This window comes from Saccharopolyspora sp. NPDC047091 (assembly GCF_040643635.1).
GTDB lineage: Bacteria > Actinomycetota > Actinomycetes > Mycobacteriales > Pseudonocardiaceae > Saccharopolyspora_C.
In genome coordinates this window covers 41,026-60,491 of the sequence record NZ_JBEYUS010000013.1, presented here as the reverse complement: position 1 = coordinate 60,491, position 19,466 = coordinate 41,026, and the positions used below count along the sequence as shown (strand labels likewise).

Here is a 19,466-nt window from a genome sequence, read left to right as displayed (position 1 = left end):
GCTTGGGCGCGTCATGGGGTGAGAGCGGCTGTGCCGGTGCGAGATTCGGCCGCATGCCGCTGATCGAATCGCCGTCCGATCCGGATCTGGTGCCCGAGGACGATGCCGAGTACCGCGACCCGATCGGCGCGGTCCGGCTCGGTCTGGTCGCGGTGGCCACGGTGCTCGCCGGTTATCTGCTGTCCGCGACGCTGCTGGCGCTCGCCACCGGCACCGCGAGCGGGCCGGAGGTCGGCGCCACCGCGCTGTTCGCGGCCGCCGTACCGGGCTGGCTGGTGGCGCACCAGGTCCCGCTGGTGGTCCTCGGCGCCCCGCTGTCGGTGCTGCCGTTCCTGCCCACCGCGGTGCTGGGGTTGCTCATCGCCGCGATCACGGCGGTGTTCCTGCGCCGCACCGGTGCCGACACCGCGCGCGACGCGGTGCGGGTGATCGGCGCGGTCGCCACCGCGCACGCGGCCCTCGGCGCGGTGCTGGCCGCGCTGCTCAGCGGGTCCGTCGAGGCCTCGGTGCCGAGCGCGTTCCTGCGCTGCGGGCTGGTGGCCGCCGCGGGGGCGGCGGCCGGGGCGTGCCGCACGGATGAGTTCGCGGCGGCGGTGCGGTGGCGGGCCGGGCCGACGGTCAGCGCGGGCCTGCGCGGTGCGCTGCTGGGGTGGGCGTGCCTGCTCGTCGCGGGTGCGGTGGTGGCGGTGGTGGCGCTGTGCCTGTCGGCGGGACGTGCCGGGGAGGTGCTGGGACGAGCCGGTTCGGCGGGTGACGCGTTCGGGTTGCTGCTGCTGTCGCTGCTGTACCTGCCGAACGCGGCGCTCGCCGGGTGGTCCTTCGCGGCCGGGCCGGGGATCAGCGTCGGCGGGCTGACCGCGCGGTTCTACGAGACCGCGCCGGGAGCGGTCCCGGACGTCCCGCTGCTGGCGGCGCTGCCGACCGGAGCCGCGGCCTGGTGGTGGCCGGTGGCGCTGGTGCTGCCGCTGGCGGTGGGCGCGGTGGTCGGGCTGCGCTGCGGACGCGACCTGGACCAGCCGCGGCGTCCCGCGGCGGTCGCGGTGGCGGCGCTGGTCGGGGCGCTCGGCGTCCTGCTGGTCGCGGCGATGGCCGGGGGCAGTGCGGGCGGCGGGCGGTTCGATCCGATCTCGCTGCACTCGCCGGTGCTCGCGCTCGTCACGTTCGGCTGGGTGCTGGTGCCCGCGCTGCTCGCGGTGTGGCTGTTCCCGGCGGCTCGGTACGAGCCGGAGTTCGATGCCGGGGGCGAGCTGGACGGCGACGGCGGGCTCGCCGGCGACGGGCTCGACGGCGAGGAGCTGGACGGCGAGAACGCGCTGGACGAGACCGGTTTCGACGAGGACGGCGACTTCGACCAGGACACCGACTTCGACCGGGACACCGACTTCGACCGGGAGGCCGCGGACCCCGACGAGCTCGACGACCCCGACGGGCTCGACGACCCGGACGACCTCGACGATCCCGACGACCCGGCCGCCGACCCCGCGGCCACCGCGGACCGCGAATTCGACCTCGACGAGGAGGAGTGGGCCGACCTCGTCCGCCGGGCCCAGGAGGTCGAGGACCCGGACCAGGCCCGCTCCTGGTCCGGCGAGATCCACGGCGACACCGACGTCCCCGACCCCCGCCCCCGCGGCGAGGCGCACCGGCCCGCCGACGACGACGCCGACGGGCCCGGTTCCCGCTGACCGCGCTCGGTGAGGGCTGGGCCACTCGCCCGGGACCTGGCCGAGTACCGCGGCGGGCCGCCGCCTACGCTGCTCGGTGAGATCGTGACCAGGCACTGTCAGGAGTCAGAGCTGAGCACCCCCGCATCGAACGCGGCCTCCGCAGCACGACCGGACCCTGCCCCCGGCACCCCCGAACCGGACCCGTCCGCGCAGCCGCCGACGCGGTTCCGCCCCGGCGATCCGGCCCGCGTGGTCGTGCTGGTCTCCGGTTCCGGAACCCTGCTGCAGGCCCTCCTCGACGCCACCGCGCGCCCCGACTACCCGGTGCGCGTCGTGGCGGTCGGCGCCGACCGGCCCGGCATCGAAGGCCTCGCCCGCGCCGAGCGCGCCGGCATCCCGACCTTCGTGCGCCGCGTCGCCGACCACGCCACCAGGCAGGACTGGGACGAGGCGCTGACCGGAGCGTGCGCCGAGCACGAACCGGACCTCGTGGTGTCCGCGGGCTTCATGAAGCTCGCCGGGGAGCGCTTCCTCGCCCGCTACGGCGGCCGCTACCTGAACAGCCACCCGGCGCTGCTGCCCGCGTTCCCCGGCATGCACGGGGTGCGCGACGCCCTTGAACACGGGGTGCGGGTCACCGGCTGCACGCTGTTCGTGGTCGACGCGGGCGTGGACACCGGCCCGATCCTGGCGCAGGAAGCGGTGCCGGTGCTGCCCGACGACGACGAGGCGAGCCTGCACGAACGCATCAAGGCGGTCGAGCGACGGCTGCTCGTGGAGACCGTGGAACAGCTCGCGCGGCACGGCTGGACCGTGCAGGGACGGAAGGTGGAAATCCCGTGACCCAGAACTCGCAGGAACGGCGGCCGGTGCGCCGGGCGCTGATCGGCGTGTCCGACAAGTCCGGCCTGCTGGACCTGGCCACCGGGCTGCACGCGGCAGGCGTCGAGATCGTCTCGACCGGTGGTACGGCGCGCACCCTCGCCGATGCCGGAGTGCCGGTCACGCCCGTCGAAGAGCTCACCGGCTTCCCGGAGGCCCTCGACGGCCGGGTCAAGACGCTGCACCCGCGGGTGCACGCGGGCCTGCTCGCGGACCTGCGCCGCCCGGAGCACGCCGACCAGCTCGCCGAACTGGACATCCCGGCGTTCGACCTGCTGGTGGTCAACCTGTACCCGTTCGTGCGCACCGTCGCCTCCGGCGCGGCGCCCGACGAGGTCATCGAGCAGATCGACATCGGCGGCCCCGCCATGGTGCGCGCCTCGGCGAAGAACCACGCCAACGTGGCCGTCGTCGTCGACCCCGGCAAGTACGAGTGGCTGCTGGAGCAGGTGCGCGCCGGTGGCTTCACGCTGCCCGAGCGCGTCGAGCTGGCCGCGGAGGCGTTCCGGCACACCGCGTCCTACGACGTGGCCGTCGCGGGCTGGATGAGCCGGGTGCCCACCGGGGACGACGCCGCGTTCCCCGGCTGGCTCGGCGAGACCTGGGAGCGGCGGTCCGCGCTGCGCTACGGCGAGAACCCGCACCAGGCCGCCGCGCTGTACGTCTCCGGCGGGGAGGCCACCGGTCTGGCCGCCGCCGCGCAGCTGCACGGCAAGGAGATGTCGTACAACAACTACGTGGACGCCGACGCCGCGTGGCGCGCCGCCCACGACCACGACCGGCCCTGCGTGGCGATCATCAAGCACGCCAACCCCTGCGGCATCGCCGTCGCCGAGGACATCGCCGACGCGCACCGCAAGGCCCACGAGTGCGACCCGGTGAGCGCCTTCGGCGGCGTCATCGCGGCGAACCGCGAGGTCACCGTGCCGATGGCCGAGCAGATCGCGGAGGTGTTCACCGAGGTCGTGGTGGCCCCCGGTTACGCCGACGGCGCGGTCGACGTGCTGGCCCGGAAGAAGAACGTCCGGGTGCTCACCGCGCAGCCGCCGCGCTCCGGCCGGGTCGAGATGCGGGCCATCTCCGGCGGGACCCTCGTGCAGCAGTCCGACGCGATCGACGCCGACGGGGACGACCCGGCGAACTGGACGCTCGCCGTGGGCGACGCGGCGGACGAGGCCACGCTCGCGGACCTGCGGTTCGCCTGGCGCGCCTGCCGCGCGGTGAAGTCGAATGCGATCCTGCTCGCCGACGACGGCGCCACGGTCGGCGTCGGCATGGGCCAGGTCAACCGGGTGGACTCGGCGCGGCTCGCGGTGGCGCGGGCCGGGGAGCGGGTCTCCGGTTCGGTGGTCGCCTCCGACGCGTTCTTCCCGTTCGGCGACGGGCCGCAGGTGCTCGTCGACGCCGGGGTGCGGGCGATCGTGCAGCCGGGCGGTTCGGTGCGGGACGAGGAGACGGTCGAGGTGTGCCGGGCGGCGGGGATTCCGCTGTACCTGACGGGCACGCGGCACTTCGCCCACTGAGCTGTTCCGCGCCCGGCCTGGTCGGCCGGGCGGTGCTTCCGCGGAGGGGCGGTGCGGGTCTTCGGACCTGCGCCGCCCCTCTTCGCGTGCGCGCCGGGTTGTCGGTGGGGCGGGGCAGGATGGGGGTGTGCGGCGGGTTTTCGGGGCGGGGACGCGTCCACCTGCTGTTATCGAACTTGTGTTCGCTCTTTGGTGTCAACGCCTTGACGGCGGACTCCTGGCCAGGGTTTACTTGAGTCAGTCGAACAAGGGTTCGACCTCCGGTCGGGGTCGGGAACGGCCTGCGGTGCGGCTCAGGGGCGGGGTGCCCGGGGCCACCGGTGACCGGAGGACTCCGGGCGTCGCGGGGGCGTGCGGACGAGAGTGATCGGGACGGTGATGTCGAGGACGGGACGCAACAGCAACGGCGGCGGTCCGCAGTGGAACGGGGACCGCCGGAAGTACTGAACTACCGGAAAGAACTCCGGAGCGATCGCCGTCGGGGGGCGGTCGTTCCACGAGGTGGTGCCGTTCGGGTGCAGACGGCACGACCTCACCGCTGTCTCCCCACAGCGGACGTGGGTGCCCGAGACGGGGTCGGGCATCCCTGCGAACGAGGTGGGGAGACGGCGGATGTCCGCGAGCACGTCCTTGGTGGCGTTGGACGGGGTGACCACGGCTCACGGGGTGTCCGTGGCTTCCCCGGCCGCCGAGGCGGGCGGCGATCCCGTTGCGGGACGGGTGCTGCCTGCGCGGGCGGAATTCGCCGCCGTGCTGCCATGGCCGGGCCTGCGCCGTGGCAGCACGGTGGCGGTGCACGAATCGACCTCCCTGCTGTTCGCCCTGCTGTCCGCGGCGACGGCGGCGGGCTCCTGGGCGGCGGTCGTCGGGCTCCCCGGACTCGGGTTGGCCGCGGCGTCCGAGGCGGGCGTGGAACTGTCCCGGCTGGCCCTGGTCCCGCATCCGGGGGACGACCCGGTCGCCGTGATCGCCGCCCTGCTGGACGGGGTGGACCTGGTCGTGGTCGGCCGCCCGGGGCTGGTGACCGAGACCGACGCCCGCCGGTTGTCCACCAGGGCTCGGCACCGCGGTGCGGTGCTGCTGCCGTTCGGCGCCTGGCCGGGCGCCGAGGTGCGGCTGCGGTGCGGGCAGGCGCGGTGGCGCGGCGTGGGACAGGGCCACGGTCACCTGCGGGAACGCGAAGTCACGGTGCGCGCGGGCGGACGCGGGGCGGCGTCCCGGCCGCGCTCGTGCCGGATGCTGCTGCCGGGGCGCGGCGGGCCCTCAGCACCGCTGAAGACGACGACCCCGCTGGAACCCGCCGCACCACTCGAACCGACGGCACCACTCGAACCGACGGCACCACTCGAACCGACGGCACCGCTCGAACCGACGGCACCGCTGGAACCGACGGCACCGCTGCAACCCGTCGCACCACTGGAACCCGTGGCTTCGACGGAAGCCTCGACGTCGCTGGAACCTGCTCCGGCAGGGGAACCCGTGGCGGGGCCGGAATCGGCCGCGTCGGTGGGGTCGGCTGCGCCGTGGGACTCGGCTGCATCGTGGGGACCTGCTGCGTCGCTGGGAACCGTGTCGCCGCTGGAACCGGTGGCGTCGCTGGACCTCGTTCCGTCGCCGGATTCCGGTGCAACGCCGGAACTCGCAACGCCGGAACCGGCAGCGCCGGAATCCGCAACGCCGGAACCAGCAGCGGCGGACCTCACGGGGGAGCGGCGGGCGCTGCGGCCGGTGCGGAGCGGCGACCATGCCTGCTGACCGCACCCGCCCCAGCTCGCCCGAGCCGGACGCGGCTCCGGACGCGGGGCACGGCTCCGCGGTGCGGCGGTTCCTGGTGTGGTGTCCGGACTGGCCGGTGGTGGCGGCCTCCCGCGCCGACGACCTCGACCCGCTGGCACCCGCTGCCGTGTTCAGCGCGAACCGGGTGCTGGCCTGCTCGGCGACCGCCCGGGACGCCGGGGTCCGGCGCGGGATGCGGCGCCGGGAAGCGCAGGGCCGGTGCCCGGAGCTCGTGGTGTCCGAGCACGACCCGGCGCGGGACGCGCGGTTGTTCGAGCCGGTGGTGGCCGCGATCGAACAGCTCACCCCCGGCGTGGAGGTGGTGCGCCCGGGACTGGTCGCGGTGCCGGCCCGCGGCCCCGCCCGCTACTTCGGTTCGGAGGAGGCCGCCGCGGAACGGCTCGTCGACCAGGTCGCCGCGCAGGCCGGGGTGGAATGCCAGGTGGGCGCGGCCGACGGCCTGTTCGCCGGGGTGCTCGCGGCCCGGCGCGGCGTGCTGGTGCCACCGGGTGGGAGCGGGGAATTCCTCGCTCCGCTCGGCATCGGCGAGATCGACCAGCCCGCGCAGCGGCTCACCGCGAACCGCGCGGAACTGGTGGACCTGTTGCGGCGCCTGGGAATCCGCACGCTCGGCGAGTTCGCCGCGCTGACTCCCGGCGACCTCACCACCCGCTTCGGCTCCGACGCGCTGCTGGCGCAGCGCTCCGCCCGCGGCGCCGAGGAACGCCCGCCGGACCGGCGCCGCCCGGCACCGGAACTGACGGTCACCGAGCAGCTGGACCCGCCGGTCGACCGGGTGGACGCCGCGGCGTTCGCGGCGCGAGCGCTGGCCGAACGGCTGCACCGGCTGCTCGCGGACCGCGGCGTCGCCTGCACGCGGCTCGGCATCGCCGCGCGGACCGAGCACGGCGAAGAACTGCACCGGGTGTGGCGGTGCGCGGAACCGCTGACCCCGGCCGACACCGTGGACCGGGTGCGCTGGCAGCTCGACGGCTGGCTCAGCGCCCGAGCACGGGAACCGCGCCCCACCTCGGGGGTGGCGGTGCTGGCGCTGTCCCCGGAGGAGGTCGTGGGCGCGGGCGGCCTCCAGCTGGACCTGGTGCACTCGGCGACCGGCGCCGCCGACGCCCGCGCGGGACGCGCGTTCGTGCGCGTGCAAGGGCTGCTCGGGCCGGACCGGGTGCTGGTGGGCGTGCCCTCCGGCGGCCGCGACGCGCGGGACCGCGTGACCCTGGTGCCGTGGGGCGCGGAACGCCACCCGCGGCTGGAACCGGACCGGCCGTGGCCGGGGCGGGTACCGGCGCCGTCCCCGTCGGTGCTGCCCGAACGGCCGTGGCCGGCGACGGTGCTCGACGCGTCCGGCGAACCGGTGCGGCTCACCGCCAGGGCGGAGCTGACCGCACCGCCGCGGCGGGTGCTGGTGCACGGCCGCGGCCGGGAGGTCGTCGGCTGGGCCGGGCCGTGGCCGCTGCGGGAACGCTGGTGGGACCAGGGCTCCGGGCCTGCGGGAGGTTCCGGACCCGCCGGGAGCACCGGCCCCGCGGGAGAGACCTCGCCGCTGCTCGCGCGCCTGCAGGTGGTCCTCGCTCCGGAGACCGGACCGGACGAGCCCCGAACCGACCTGCGCGACCGGCGAAGCCGGCGCGACCACCGAAACCACCGAGACCGGCCCGACCGCCAAGACCCACCCGACCGGCGAAGCCGGCGCGACCGCCGAAACCAGCGCGACCACCAAAACCGGACCGACTGCCAAGATCGGCCCGACCGGCAGGACCGGCAGGACCGGCAGGACCGGCACGACCGGCACGACCGGCACGACCGACACGACCGGCACGACCGACACGACCGGCACGACCGGCACGACCGACAAGATCGGCCCGACCGGCAGGACCGGCAGGACCGGCAGAGCCGGCCCGACGGCCAAGACCACGACGACCCGGGCGAGGTGGCGTTGCTGCTGGTGCACGAGAACGCCGCCTGGTGGGTGCAGGGGGTGTACCGGTGAACTGGTTCAACCCGCCGCAGACCTGGTCGGAGCTGGAAAAAGCGTTGTCCGGCAACGGGAACCTGCCGCGCGACGAGCGGTATCCCGGCGACGGCGGCGACAGCCCCGCCTGGACCCGGACCCGCGCGCCCTACCGGGGCGGGGGCGCGCCCGCGCCCGCCGACGTCCCCTACGCGGAGCTGCACGCGCACTCGCACTTCAGCTTTCTGGACGGCGCGGGCCACCCGGAGGAGCTGGTCGCCGAAGCGGCCCGCCTCGGCCTGGAAGCGGTGGCGCTGACCGACCACGACGGCATGTACGGGGTGGTGCGCTTCGCGGAGGCCGCCGCCGAGCACGGCGTGCGCACCCTCTTCGGCGCCGAACTGGGCCTGGGCGGCGACGGTGGCCGGGCCTCCGCCCGCACCGGCGAGCCGGACCCGCCGGACCGGCACCTGCTGGTGCTGGCCCGCGGCCCGGAGGGCTACCGCAGGTTGTGCCGGGCGATCACCACCGCGCAGCTGCGCGGCGGGGAGAAGGGCCGCCCGCACTACGACCTGGCGGAGCTGGCGGCGGAGGCCGACGGGCACTGGCTGGTGCTGACCGGCTGCCGCAAGGGCGCGGTGCGCGCGGCGTGGACCGAGGGCGGGACGTCTGCGGCCGCCGCGGAACTGGACCGGCTGGTGGCGCTGTTCGGCGCGGAGAACGTGGCCGTGGAGCTCACCGACCACGGGCTGCCGGAGGACTCGGTGCGCAACGACGACTTGTACGAGCTGGCGCGCAGCCGCGGACTGCGGGCCGTGGCGTCCACGGCGGCGCACCTGCCCGCACCGGACCGGGAGCGGATCGCCGCGGTGCTGGCGGCGATCCGGGCCCGCAGCAGCCTGGACGAGCTGGACGGCTGGCTGCCGCCGTCGGCGGGCGCGCACCTGCGGTCCGGCGCCGAGATGGCGCGCCGGTTCGCCCGCTACCCGGGGGTGGTGGCCGCGGCCGCCGAGCTGGGCCGGGAGTGCGCGTTCGACCTGCGCCTGGTGGCGCCGCGGCTGCCGCCGTTCGACGTGCCACCGGGCCGCACCGAGGCGCAGCACCTGCGGGAGCTGACGATGCGGGGCGCGCTGGACCGCTACGGCCCGCCGGAGCGGAACCCGGCCGCGTACCGGCAGCTGGAGCACGAGCTGGCGGTGATCGAACGGCTCGGCTTCCCCGGCTACTTCCTGGTGGTGCACGACATCGTGCGGTTCTGCCGGGAGCAGGACATCTTGTGCCAGGGCCGGGGTTCGGCGGCGAACTCGGCGGTGTGCTTCGCGCTGCGGATCACGAACGCGGACCCGGTGCGCTACGAGCTGCTGTTCGAGCGGTTCCTCGCCCCGGAACGGGACGGGCCGCCGGACATCGACCTGGACATCGAGTCGGACCGCCGCGAAGAGGTCATCCAGTACGTGTACGGCCTGCACGGCCGCACGCACGCCGCGCAGGTGGCGAACGTGATCTCGTACCGCCCGAAGTCGGCGGTGCGGGACGTGGCGCGGGCGCTCGGCCACTCGCCGGGGCAGCAGGACGCGTGGAGCAAGCGGGTGGAGTCCTGGCACGAGATCCCCGCCGACGAGGAGATCCCGGCGCAGGTGCGGGAACTGGCGGACGAGCTGCTCGGCTTCCCCCGCCACCTGGGCATCCACTCCGGCGGCATGGTGCTGTGCGACCGGCCGGTGAGCGAGGTGTGCCCGGTGGAGTGGGCGCGGATGCCGGGTCGCACGGTGCTGCAGTGGGACAAGGACGACTGCGCCGCCGCGGGGCTGGTGAAGTTCGACCTGCTGGGGCTGGGCATGCTCTCGGCGCTGCACTACGCGATCGACCTGGTCGCCGAGCACCACGGCCGCCGGGTGGACCTGGGCGAGCTGGACCTGGCCGACGACGCGGTGTACGAGATGCTGCGCCGCGCCGACGCGATCGGCGTGTTCCAGGTGGAGAGCCGCGCGCAGCTGGCGACGCTGCCGCGGTTGAAGCCGCGCGAGTTCTACGACCTGGTGGTGGAGGTGGCGCTGATCCGCCCCGGCCCCATCCAGGGCGGCTCGGTGCACCCGTACATCCGCCGCCGCAACGGGCTGGAGGAGTGGGACTACGAGCACCCGCTGATGGCGGGGGCGCTGGCGAAGACGCTGGGCGTCCCGCTGTTCCAGGAGCAGCTGATGCAGCTGGCGGTGGACGTCGCGGGCTTCTCGCCCGCGGAGGCCGACGAGCTGCGCCGGGCGATGGGCGCGAAGCGCTCGGGGGAGCGGATGCGGCGGCTGCGGGACCGGCTGTTCGCGGGCATGGCGGCGAACGGCATCGGCGAGGAGCTGGCGGAGCGGGTGTACGCGCGGCTGCTGGCGTTCGCGAACTACGGGTTCCCGGAGAGCCACGCGTTGAGCTTCGCGCTGCTGGTGTTCGCCAGCGCCTGGTTCAAGCGCTACTACCCGGCGGCGTTCTGCGCGGCGCTGCTGAAGGCGCAGCCGATGGGCTTCTACTCGCCCCAGTCGCTGGCCGCGGACGCGCGCAGGCACGGGGTGCGGGTGCTCGGCCCGGACGTCAACGCGAGCCGGGTGCGGGCGGACCTGGAGCCGGACGAGCGCTCGGACGGCGGGCAGGCGGTGCGGCTGGGCGTGGCATCGGTGCGCACCGTCGGCGAGGGCGCCGCGGAGCGGCTGGTGGCGGAGCGGGCCGAGCACGGCCCGTTCGCGGACCTGCCGGACGTGGCGCGGCGGGTGGGCCTGTCCGCGCCGCAGATGGAGGCGTTGGCGACGGCGGGCGCGTTCGGCTGCTTCGGCCTGTCCCGCCGGGAGGCGCTGTGGAACGCGGCCGCCGCGGCGGCGGACCGGCCGGATCGGTTGCCGGGCACCACGGTGTCGGCGGCGGCGCCGCCGGTGCTGCCGGGGATGGACGGGGTGGAGCTGGCCGCGGCGGACGTGTGGGCGACGGGCGTGTCGCCGGACAGCTTCCCGGTGCAGTTCGTGCGGTCCCGGCTGGACGGCTGGGGCGCGGTTCCGGCGGCCGGGTTGTCCGAGGTGGCGCACGGGGAGCGGGTGCTGGTGGGCGGCGCGGTGACGCACCGGCAGCGTCCGGCGACGGCGGGCGGCATCACGTTCCTGAACCTGGAGGACGAGACGGGGATGGTCAACGTGGTGTGCTCGCCGGGCCTGTGGGCGCGCTACCGGTCGGTGGCGCGGGGCAGCGCGGCGCTGCTGGTGCGCGGCACGGTGGAGCGCTCCGAGGGGGTGGTGAACCTGCGGGCGGACCGCTTGCAGCGACTCGACATGCGGGTCCCATCGACATCCCGCGACTTCTGCTGACTCGTCTGGTGCCTCGCTTCTGCTGCGCAGCACTGGGGTGGCGGAACCTCAGCGGGATTCTCGCTGCGGGATCGTTTTCACCGGTGGCTCCGCCACAGGCGAAAACGCTGTCCTCGCGAGAATCCCGCTGAGAACCCGCGGGTGGTCCTGCTGCGTGCGTGGTCTCCGCTCAGCGGCTTCGCCGCTGACAAGACGGCGGGCGGGTTGGGCGGCTTCGGCGTGACGTGGTTCGGCCCGGCGGCCGGTCTGTTCGAGCGGACGCCGGGCCGGGCTTTGGGGTGGGTGGTCAGGACTCCGCGAGCTGGGCCTGCCACATCCAGTGGGACTTCTCCAGTTCCTGCGCGATGGCGATCAGCAGGTCCTGGCTCACCAGATCCGTCTTGTCGGTCTCGTCGATCCGGCCGCGCAGCCTGCGGATCACCACGGCGAGCGCGTCGACGATGGCGGTGATGACCTCCTTGTCGCTGCGCCAGCCGGATTCGAACCGCGGCACCCCGGACGCCTCGGCCACCGTCGCGGCCCGGCCGTCCGGCGAGATGCCCAGCGCGGCCGCGCGTTCGGCGACGTCGTCGGCGAAGCCGCGCGCCACCGAGACCAGCTCGTCCAGCTGGAGGTGCACGTCCCGGAAGAACCGGCCGACGACGTTCCAGTGGGCCTGCTTCGCCACGAGGTGCAGGTCGATCATGTCCAGCAAGGTCCCCTGCAAGGCCTTGCCGGTGATGTCCTGTTCGGAGTCGCCGAGCGGGCTGGAGATCGGGGACTTGGTGGCGGTCATCGCGTACCTCCTCGCACCGGGTGCGCAGTCGGTTCGGGTATGTCCCCCGACGGCTACCCGGCGGGACCGCCCGGTAATCACGCCCGGCGCTGCTCGGCGAACCCCACCAGCTGGGTGCCGATGGTGCGCAGCGTGCCCCCCAGCTTCGGGTCCGAGCAGGAGCCGTCCGGTTCGAACCGGGCCTCCGAGGAGTTGACCGCGGCGCCGAGCGGCGTCGGCCAGCCGCGCAGCGAGTGCACCACCGAGCGCAGCGCCTGCAACGTGGTCACCGCCGCCTGCCAGCCGTACGCGGTGCCGACGCAGCCCACCGCCCGGCCGTCCAGGTACGGGTGCGCGTCGTCGCGGAGGTCCTCCGCGTAGTCGAGCGCGTTCTTGATCAGACCGGAGATGGTGCCGTGGTACCCCGGCGACGCCAGCACGACCCCGTCCGCCCCGCGCAACGCGGCCACCAGCTCCCGCGCGGCCTCGGTGCGGTCGGTGAAGTGCGGGTCGTAGAACGGCAGCACCAGGTCCTCGCCCCCGATGGCGCGCACCTCGGCGCCCGCCTCGCGCGCCCCGGCGAGAACGGCGTGCATCGCGCGCTCGGACTGGGAGTCCGGGCGCACCGAACCGCCGATTCCCACCACGGTCACGGTCATCTTCAGATCCTTTCATCGGGGGTCGGCGGTGTCCTGCGGTCGTGGCCGGACCTCGATCACGCTACGACCTCCAGATAACTCGAAGTCAAAGGTCCACGGCAGTGTCCCGGGTCACCACTACCTGCTAGTAGCCTCCCGGGCACGGTCCGTCCTCGGGAGGTCTTGCCATGTCGAAAGCCGTCGAACTGATCCCGCCCCGGATGCGCGCGCACGTGCTCGGCGCCGGGTTGCACGCCGCGTTCGCGCTGCCGCGGCCGCTGCGCAGGCTCATCGCGGGAGCACCGCGGCGGATCGACGGCCAGGAGCTCTCGCTCGACGCGCAGCTGCTGCTGAAGATGCAGTCGCTCACCGGCAGCACCCAGCTCACCACCGGCGACGCCGCCGGTTCCCGCGCACTGCTGGAGGAGTCCACCGCCCTCGTGGAACGGGCGCCGCTGGGCGGTGTCTCGGTCGGCGAGCGCAGCATCCCGACCCCGGACGGCGAGCTCGCGGCCCGGCTGTACCGGCCGCAGGCGCTGACCGAGCACAGCCCGCTGCTGGTGTTCTTCCACGGCGGCGGCTGGGTCATCGGCGACCTGGACAGCCACGACGACCTGTGCCGCTACTTCGCGAAGACCGCCGGGGTCCGGGTGCTGTCGGTGGACTACCGGCGCGCCCCGGAACACCCGTTCCCGGCGGCGTTCGACGACGCGATGGCCGCGTTCCGGTACGCGGTGGAACGCGCCGATGAGCTCGGCACCGAGCCGGACCGGATCGCGGTCGGCGGGGACAGCGCGGGCGGCAACCTGGCCGCGGTGGTCTCGTACCACGCGACGCGGGCCGGGGGCCCGAAGCCGGCCTTCCAGCTGCTGATGTACCCGGCGCTGGACATGACGACGCGGCGGCGTTCCCGGGACCTGTTCAGCAGCGGGCTGCTGCTGTCCGATGCGGACATCACCTGGTTCCTCGACCAGTACGCACCCGCCGGGGTGGACCGCTCGGACCTGCGGATGTCGGTGCTGCTGGCGGAAGACCTGAGCGGCCTGCCGCCCGCGCACGTGGTGACCAGCGGGTTCGACCCGCTGCGCGACGACGGCGAGGAGTACGCGCGGCGGCTCGCCGGAGCGGGCGTGCCGGTGGTGGTGCGGCGCTTCGACGACCTGATCCACGGTTTCGGCAGCATGCGCCAGGTGGGCACCCGGTTCAACGAGGCGCTGAGCGAGATCTCGGGGACCCTGCGCGCCGGCCTGGCCCTCACCTGACGCGCCCTGGGTGAGCGGCCCGCCGGCCCGTGCCGGTGGGCCGTCCACCCGGGTGCTCGTCAGGAGTCGAGGATCTCGCGGAGCCGGGCCAGCAGGTCCTCCCGGGAGGCGGCGCCGAGGCGCTGCTTGATCCGGCCGATGTGGTGCTCCACCGTCTTCGCCGAGATGAACAGCCGCTTGCCGACCTGCTTGTAGGTGAGCCCGGACAGCACCAGCTCCGCGACCTCCCGTTCCCGCTCGCTGAGCACCCCGTCGCCGGCATCGCCGACGGCGCGCGGCCGGGCCGGTTTGCCCTGCAGCGAGCGGGCGCACTCCAGCAGCCCGAGCATCGTGGGCCGGTCCGAGGTGCGCAGCGCCGCCTGCCCGGCGAGCCGCGCGCCGTCCCAGGTGAGCCCGGCGGCGTGCAGCCCGCGCGCCGCCTGCTCCGCCTGCTCGCGGTCGACGTCGCCGGTGAGCACGTCCTGCCAGGTGCGGGCGGCGGCGGCCATCGCCGCGGACATCGGGTTGTGCCCGGACATCGCTTCGAGCGCGGCGACGTGGGTGCGCACCGTCGCCGCGTCCTCGCTGACCACGGCGGCCTGCAGGCACTTCCAGCGCAGCAGGCCGGTCCACAGCGGCGGGTCGCCGAGCTCGCCGAGCAGCGCGAACGCGGCGTCCAGGTGCGGCTCCACCCAGTCCTGGTCGTGCAGCCGCGCGCAGGACACGGCGAGCTCGCCCAGCGCCAGCAGCCCGAACAGGTCCGCGGGGTGCTCGGCGATGGCCTGCCGGGCGCGGCCGCGGACCGCGTTCAGCGCGGCGGTGTCGTTGTCCCGGTTCGCGATGCCCGCTTCGATCGCGGTGGCCAGCAGCCGGTCCCGCGCCTGCAACGAGTCCGGTGCGGGCGCGGCGGCGTCCAGCGCGGCCCGCGCGCCGAGGGTGTCGCCGCGGGCCAGCGGGATCCACGCGGCGAGCAGCCGGTGCCGCACGGCGAGCATCGGCCCGCCGCTGCCCGCTTCGATCGCGCGCCCCACCACGGAGGCGGCGACGTCGAGCTCGCCGCAGTGCAGCGCGGCCAGGGTGGCGATCGCGGCGGGCGTGTCCGGCACCAGCGCGGCGCCGCCGACCGGTTCGGCCAGCGAGGCCGACCGGGTCAGCAGGGACAGCGCGGTGACCGGGCTACCGGTGATCGATTCGCGGATGCCGTCGACGAGCTGGTCGGACGACCCGGACAGCGAAGTCGGCGGGCCCGGGTCGGCCACCGTCCGCAGCAGCTGCTCGGCTTCGGCGAGCCGCCCGGTGCCGATCAGCGACACGGCCGCGTACGCGCGGTCGCCCGGCCAGCGCAGGTGTTCGGCGGACCAGCGGCACAGCTGCGCGGAGCGGGCGGGCAGTCCGCGGTGGGCGAGGACGCTGGCGGCGACCTGCACGCCTAGCGCCCGGTCCGGGACGGTCTCGTCCACGATCACCGCGTCCGCGAGCCGCAGCGCCTCGTCGAAGTGCCCGGCGATCGCGGCGGCCTTGGCCCGGCGGGCGGCGAGCCGGGCGGGCGGTGTGCCCGCGGAGACGGCGGCGTCGAAGAACCGCGAGGACAGGTCCGGCGCCTGCTCGGCGGCCTCGACCCCGGCCTGCTCGTAGGCCTCGGCCATCGTCGGGTCCGCGGCGGCGGTCGTCTCCGAGTCGAGGAACGGGCGCAGCAGCCCGAGCACCGGCCGGCCGCGGTCCAGCTGCACCCGCACCAGCCTGCGCGCGATCGCCAGCCGCTCGTCGACGGGCGTGAGCAGTTGCGCGGCCCGGCGCGCCAGCGGCAGCAGTTCCCCCGCCCCGTCGGTGAGCCCGCTGGCGCGGATCGCGGACAGCGCGGGCACCACGTCGGCGGGGTCGAGCGACAGCAGCCAGGCCAGCACGTCGGGGTGCGGGGCGGCACCGACGGCGACGGCGCTCGCGCACCGGGCGCCGATCCCGCCGAGGGCGGTGAGCTCGTGCTGGACGTGCTCGACGATGCGGGACGGCACCGAGGTCGACGTGAGGTGCTGCGGGCTGGTGTCGGCCAGCACGCCCTCCACCAGCCGCGGGACCCCGCCGGTCTGCGCGAGCAGCCGGTCGATCCACTCGGCGGGCGGGGCGGTGCCGAGACCGCGCTCGACGCGGGCGGCGAGGTCGGCGGCGGTGTACCCGGACAGCACGACGGGCGGTCCGGAGCGGTCCAGGACGTGCACGAGCTCGACGAGCTCGGCGCTGCGCGGCCACGGCCGGTAGGCCACCACCAGCCGGGCCCGCGGGTCGGCGGCGAGTTCGCGGGCGGCGCGCAGCGCGCCGTCGTCGAGCAGGTGCGCGTCGTCCAGGAGCACGGCGGCGCCCGCGGGGTCGGCGCGGCGGGCGTCCCGCTCGACCGGCACGCCCGCGGCCCGGTACGCGTCGGCGAGCTCGTCGAGCAGGGCGGTCTTGCCGGACCCGCCCGCGGCCTGGATCCCGACCTGCACCGGTTCGGCGGGCGCGGCGGCGACGGACTCCCACAACCGGACGGCGCGGGGCCCGGTCACCAGGTCTGGGGGGGTGGCTGTCCGGTGGTTCACAGGACTCCTCGGTTCACGGAGACCTCGATTCGCGGGTCACTCGGCGGGATCACTCTTAGGGGTGCGAGTGGGTTTCGTCAACGCTGCTGGGTCTGGATGGGACTGGAGGGGGCCGACGTTCCGCCGACCGTCTGCACGATGGTCAGCACCAGACCGCCGATGATCAGCAGCGCCGCCGCGGTCAGCTTGAGGATCTTGAACATCCGCTGCCGGTCTTCGTCCGGCGGTTCCAGGTACATGGGTTCGACCTGCACCGGCGGCCGCGGTGGTGCTTCGCGCTCGGGTTCGCCGTCGATGACGTCGAGGGCGCCGGGCCCTTCGACGCGGACGAGGACGCTGGTCTCGGCGACGGATTCGGGGCGTTCGTTGACCCCGGACAGCACGCTGACGGCGGAGGCCGCCGCGCCGCGGGCCGCGACGAGCTCGGGCGCCGAGTCGACCTGCGGGGTGCGTTCGAGGCGTTCGGCGACGAGCCGCTTGAGCAGCGGGGTGCGGGCGGTGCCACCGGCGAGCACGAGCGCGGTCAGGTCCTCGGGCGCGACCGCCGCGGACTGCACGGCCTGCAGCAACAGCTCCGGCACCCGTTCCAGGTGCGGCTGGGCGAGTTGTTCGTAGCGGGCGCGGGACACGGCGAAGTCGGTGCGCAGCCCGGGCAGTTCGATGCGGACGGTGCTGCCCGGGTGGTAGGACAGCGCTTCCTTGGCACGGGTGCAGTCGCCGCGCAGCGCGGCCAGCGCGGCGCGGTGGCCCGGGTCGGCCGCGTCGAGCCCGTCGAGCTGCTCGTCGAATTCGCCCAGCAGGTGGGAGAACACCTCGTCGTCGAGGTCCTGCCCGCTCGGATGATCGGTGTCCAAAGTGGACCCGACGACCTCGAAGCCGGGCGCGCGGCGGCGCAGCACGGTCGCGTCGAACCCGGTGCCGCCGATGTTCGCGACGGCGACGGCGTCCTGCTCGGCGACCTGCTGCTTGCTCGCGTAGTCGAGGGCTACGGCGACCGGTTCGGGCACCAGCGTCACGTCCCGCAGGCCGAGCTGGGCCAACGCCTGGCGCACCAGGTGGACGCGGAACGGTCCCCAGGTCGCGGAGTGCGCGAGGGTGATGTGCTCGGCCGGGTGGCCGAGCTGGTGGGCGACGGTGTCGGCGACCCATTCGACGACGGCCGCGACCAGCGCCTGCGCGGAGATGAACTCGCTGCCGACCAGCAGCGGCGCTTCATCGCCGACCTGGCGGGTGAATCCTCGGACGACCCACTCGTGGTGGGTCAGCTCCTGCCTGCTCGCCTGCTCGCCCGCGACGAACGATCCGTCCTGGACCCGGCACAGCACGGTGGGAACGGTGTGCCCGGTGGAACTCAGCGGTAGTGGGGTGGCCGCACCCCATCTGCCGCCGTCGCGCCGCGCGATGGCGGCCGAGGTGGCCGTGGCCCCCACGTGGATCCCCAGGACGTAAGGCATGCAACCCCTTCCTGCGATCGCCTTCCGGGGTCATCTGGCGGTACCGGACGCACGGCCGGGGAAGTCCGGATCACACGGTCGGGTGACCACCCGATGACGCTCAGGGCGGTGACAATTTAGCGCGTGCCCGATCACGGAGTGCTGACGGATCCCCCTATGGGTCCCCTAGTCGAGTCAGGACCACATCCCCTAACAGTGCCCCCAATCACTAGGAGTCGTACCCGATGGCCGCGGGCACGCCCCGCAGTAGCGTGCTCGCTGGGAGTGAGGGATCGGGCACGACCTTCACTCGGTCACACGTAACCGAGTTCCGCTGAGCCAGGAGAAGCAGTCATGACCCACTCTCAGCCGGATGATGCCCCGGGCCGTACCGAGCCCCCCACTGCCACCCCGGGGGCGCACGACGCGCCCGGTCAGCCGGAACCGACGCTGTACGAGTTCCTCACGAGGCTCGTCACCAGCCCGGACGCCCAGGCTGCCTTCGACGCGGATCCGCGCGCCACGCTGGATCACGCCGGACTCGGGGACATGAGCGCGACAGACGTGCTTCACGCATCGTCGCTGGTGCTCGACTACGCGCCGGTCGAGATCGCGGACGAGTACGGCCGCTCCTTGCAGAGCAGCGTCGAGAAGTTCGCCGCGAGCACCCAGCACGTCGCGATCAACGAATTGCATCCCGCACAGCCACACGAGCAGGAAGTTACGGAACTCAGCATGCTGCCTCCGCACAACACCCCCGCCCCTGCCCCCGGCGACGACGCCGAGCAGCACATCCACGACGAGACCAACGTCAACATCGAGCAGACCGACTCGCACAACCTGGTCAACGTGCACGACGTGCTCAGCGGCAACGAGATCCTGAGCGGCAACGAGGTCAACGTCGGCAACGTCGTCGGTGACACCACCTCCTCCGCCTTCGCGGGTGGCGACAGCATCGTCGGCACCGTCGGCGACGTCGCCTTCGGCGGCATCAACGAGGTCACCAACACCGTCGACACCACCGTGAACACGGTCGGCAACGTGGCCGGCGGCTCCGCCGACCTGTCGGTCGTCGACGACCTGACCGGCGCGCTGCCGGTCGGCGGCGACGCCGCCTCGGTCGACGCGGGCGCGCTGTCCGGTGTCGCCGGTGGCGCCCTGGACACCGTGGGCGACGTGGCCTCCGACGTGCCGGTCGCCGGCGACATCGCGGGCCCGGCCGTCGACACCGTCGGTGGCGTGGCCGGTGGCGCCGTGGGCACCGTCGAGGGTGTCGCCGGTGGCGCCGTGGACACCGTCGGTGGCGTGGCCGGTGGCGCCGTGGCCGGCCCGGTGGGCGACGTGGCCTCCGCGCTGCCCGCCCCGGCCGACCTGCCGGTCGTCGGTGACGTGGCCGAGTCCCTCCCCGTCGAGGACGTCGCCTCCCACCTGCCGGCCCCGAGCGACCTCCCGGTCGTCGGCGACATCGCCGGCCCGGCCGTCGAGGACGTCGCCGGTGCGGCCACCTCGGCCCTGCCGCTGGACGGCCTGCTCTGATCTGACCCTCCGGGTCTGATCGAGGCGAAATGCCCAGAAAGCCGGGTTCGCGCGTTCTGCGTGAACCCGGCTTTCGCATTACCACACCACAGTCCTGACACAAGTCACCCGCTCGGGTTTTCCTTTCGCTATGTAA

12 protein-coding genes are annotated in these 19,466 nt (G+C 74.5%); 8 read left to right on the top strand and 4 right to left on the bottom strand.

Going from position 1 to position 19,466, the window contains the following annotated elements:
* Window positions 1-53: 53 nt before the first annotated feature.
* From ABZ805_RS09020 to ABZ805_RS08995, 6 genes are all read left to right on the top strand, one after another.
* Complete coding sequence (locus ABZ805_RS09020) at window positions 54-1,685, top strand: DUF6350 family protein (RefSeq protein ID WP_358436574.1); 1,632 nt, start codon at window positions 54-56, stop codon at window positions 1,683-1,685.
* Window positions 1,686-1,916: 231 nt separating this feature from the next.
* Window positions 1,917-2,510 (top strand): phosphoribosylglycinamide formyltransferase, encoded by a 594-nt coding sequence (purN, locus tag ABZ805_RS09015; protein ID WP_358436679.1) that lies wholly within the window; start codon window positions 1,917-1,919, stop codon window positions 2,508-2,510.
* Window positions 2,507-4,072 (top strand): bifunctional phosphoribosylaminoimidazolecarboxamide formyltransferase/IMP cyclohydrolase, encoded by a 1,566-nt coding sequence (gene purH / locus ABZ805_RS09010; protein WP_358436571.1) that lies wholly within the window; start codon window positions 2,507-2,509, stop codon window positions 4,070-4,072. Before purN ends, purH begins: the two co-directional genes overlap by 4 nt.
* Window positions 4,073-4,684: 612 nt before the next feature.
* Entirely contained in the window at window positions 4,685-5,827 is a 1,143-nt protein-coding gene (locus ABZ805_RS09005; protein ID WP_358436568.1) for a hypothetical protein, read from the top strand.
* Window positions 5,817-7,853, top strand: coding sequence for a DNA polymerase Y family protein (locus ABZ805_RS09000; RefSeq protein ID WP_358436565.1), 2,037 nt, complete (start codon window positions 5,817-5,819; stop codon window positions 7,851-7,853). Before ABZ805_RS09005 ends, ABZ805_RS09000 begins: the two co-directional genes overlap by 11 nt.
* Complete coding sequence (locus ABZ805_RS08995) at window positions 7,850-11,155, top strand: error-prone DNA polymerase (protein ID WP_358436562.1); 3,306 nt, start codon at window positions 7,850-7,852, stop codon at window positions 11,153-11,155. Before ABZ805_RS09000 ends, ABZ805_RS08995 begins: the two co-directional genes overlap by 4 nt.
* Window positions 11,156-11,441: 286 nt before the next feature.
* Here ABZ805_RS08995 and ABZ805_RS08990 read toward each other — a convergent pair whose 3' ends face one another.
* The gene (locus tag ABZ805_RS08990; protein WP_358436560.1) at window positions 11,442-11,930 is read right to left on the bottom strand and encodes a DNA starvation/stationary phase protection protein; all 489 of its coding nucleotides are present in this window, start codon (window positions 11,928-11,930) and stop codon (window positions 11,442-11,444) included.
* Window positions 11,931-12,007: 77 nt separating this feature from the next.
* Complete coding sequence (locus tag ABZ805_RS08985) at window positions 12,008-12,568, bottom strand: NAD(P)H-dependent oxidoreductase (protein WP_358436557.1); 561 nt, start codon at window positions 12,566-12,568, stop codon at window positions 12,008-12,010.
* A 200-nt stretch (window positions 12,569-12,768) separates the two neighbouring features.
* On the opposite strand from ABZ805_RS08985, the gene ABZ805_RS08980 reads away from it, so the two are divergent.
* The gene (locus ABZ805_RS08980) at window positions 12,769-13,809 is read left to right on the top strand and encodes an alpha/beta hydrolase (RefSeq protein WP_358436676.1); all 1,041 of its coding nucleotides are present in this window, start codon (window positions 12,769-12,771) and stop codon (window positions 13,807-13,809) included.
* A 59-nt stretch (window positions 13,810-13,868) separates the two neighbouring features.
* Here ABZ805_RS08980 and ABZ805_RS08975 read toward each other — a convergent pair whose 3' ends face one another.
* Both ABZ805_RS08975 and ABZ805_RS08970 read right to left on the bottom strand, forming a co-directional pair.
* Entirely contained in the window at window positions 13,869-16,361 is a 2,493-nt protein-coding gene (locus ABZ805_RS08975) for a LuxR C-terminal-related transcriptional regulator (protein ID WP_358436555.1), read from the bottom strand.
* A 77-nt stretch (window positions 16,362-16,438) separates the two neighbouring features.
* Window positions 16,439-17,815, bottom strand: a complete 1,377-nt coding sequence (locus ABZ805_RS08970) for an Hsp70 family protein (RefSeq protein ID WP_358436552.1) — start codon at window positions 17,813-17,815, stop codon at window positions 16,439-16,441.
* A gap of 333 nt (window positions 17,816-18,148) precedes the next feature.
* Between ABZ805_RS08970 and ABZ805_RS08965 the strand changes: the two genes are divergently transcribed.
* The gene (locus ABZ805_RS08965) at window positions 18,149-19,330 is read left to right on the top strand and encodes an IniB N-terminal domain-containing protein (RefSeq protein ID WP_358436549.1); all 1,182 of its coding nucleotides are present in this window, start codon (window positions 18,149-18,151) and stop codon (window positions 19,328-19,330) included.
* Window positions 19,331-19,466: the final 136 nt, after the last annotated feature.

Bases quoted from the DNA above. Each gene is read 5' to 3' on its own strand.
- ABZ805_RS09005 (WP_358436568.1), top strand. From the start codon at position 4,685: ATGTCCGCGAGCACGTCCTTGGTGGCGTTGGACGGGGTGACCACGGCT.
- ABZ805_RS08965 (WP_358436549.1), top strand. From the start codon at position 18,149: ATGACCCACTCTCAGCCGGATGATGCCCCGGGCCGTACCGAGCCCCCC.
- ABZ805_RS08970 (WP_358436552.1), bottom strand. From the start codon at position 17,815: ATGCCTTACGTCCTGGGGATCCACGTGGGGGCCACGGCCACCTCGGCC.
- ABZ805_RS08990 (WP_358436560.1), bottom strand. From the start codon at position 11,930: ATGACCGCCACCAAGTCCCCGATCTCCAGCCCGCTCGGCGACTCCGAA.
- ABZ805_RS08985 (WP_358436557.1), bottom strand. From the start codon at position 12,568: ATGACCGTGACCGTGGTGGGAATCGGCGGTTCGGTGCGCCCGGACTCC.
- ABZ805_RS09020 (WP_358436574.1), top strand. From the start codon at position 54: ATGCCGCTGATCGAATCGCCGTCCGATCCGGATCTGGTGCCCGAGGAC.
- ABZ805_RS08980 (WP_358436676.1), top strand. From the start codon at position 12,769: ATGCGCGCGCACGTGCTCGGCGCCGGGTTGCACGCCGCGTTCGCGCTG.
- ABZ805_RS09000 (WP_358436565.1), top strand. From the start codon at position 5,817: ATGCCTGCTGACCGCACCCGCCCCAGCTCGCCCGAGCCGGACGCGGCT.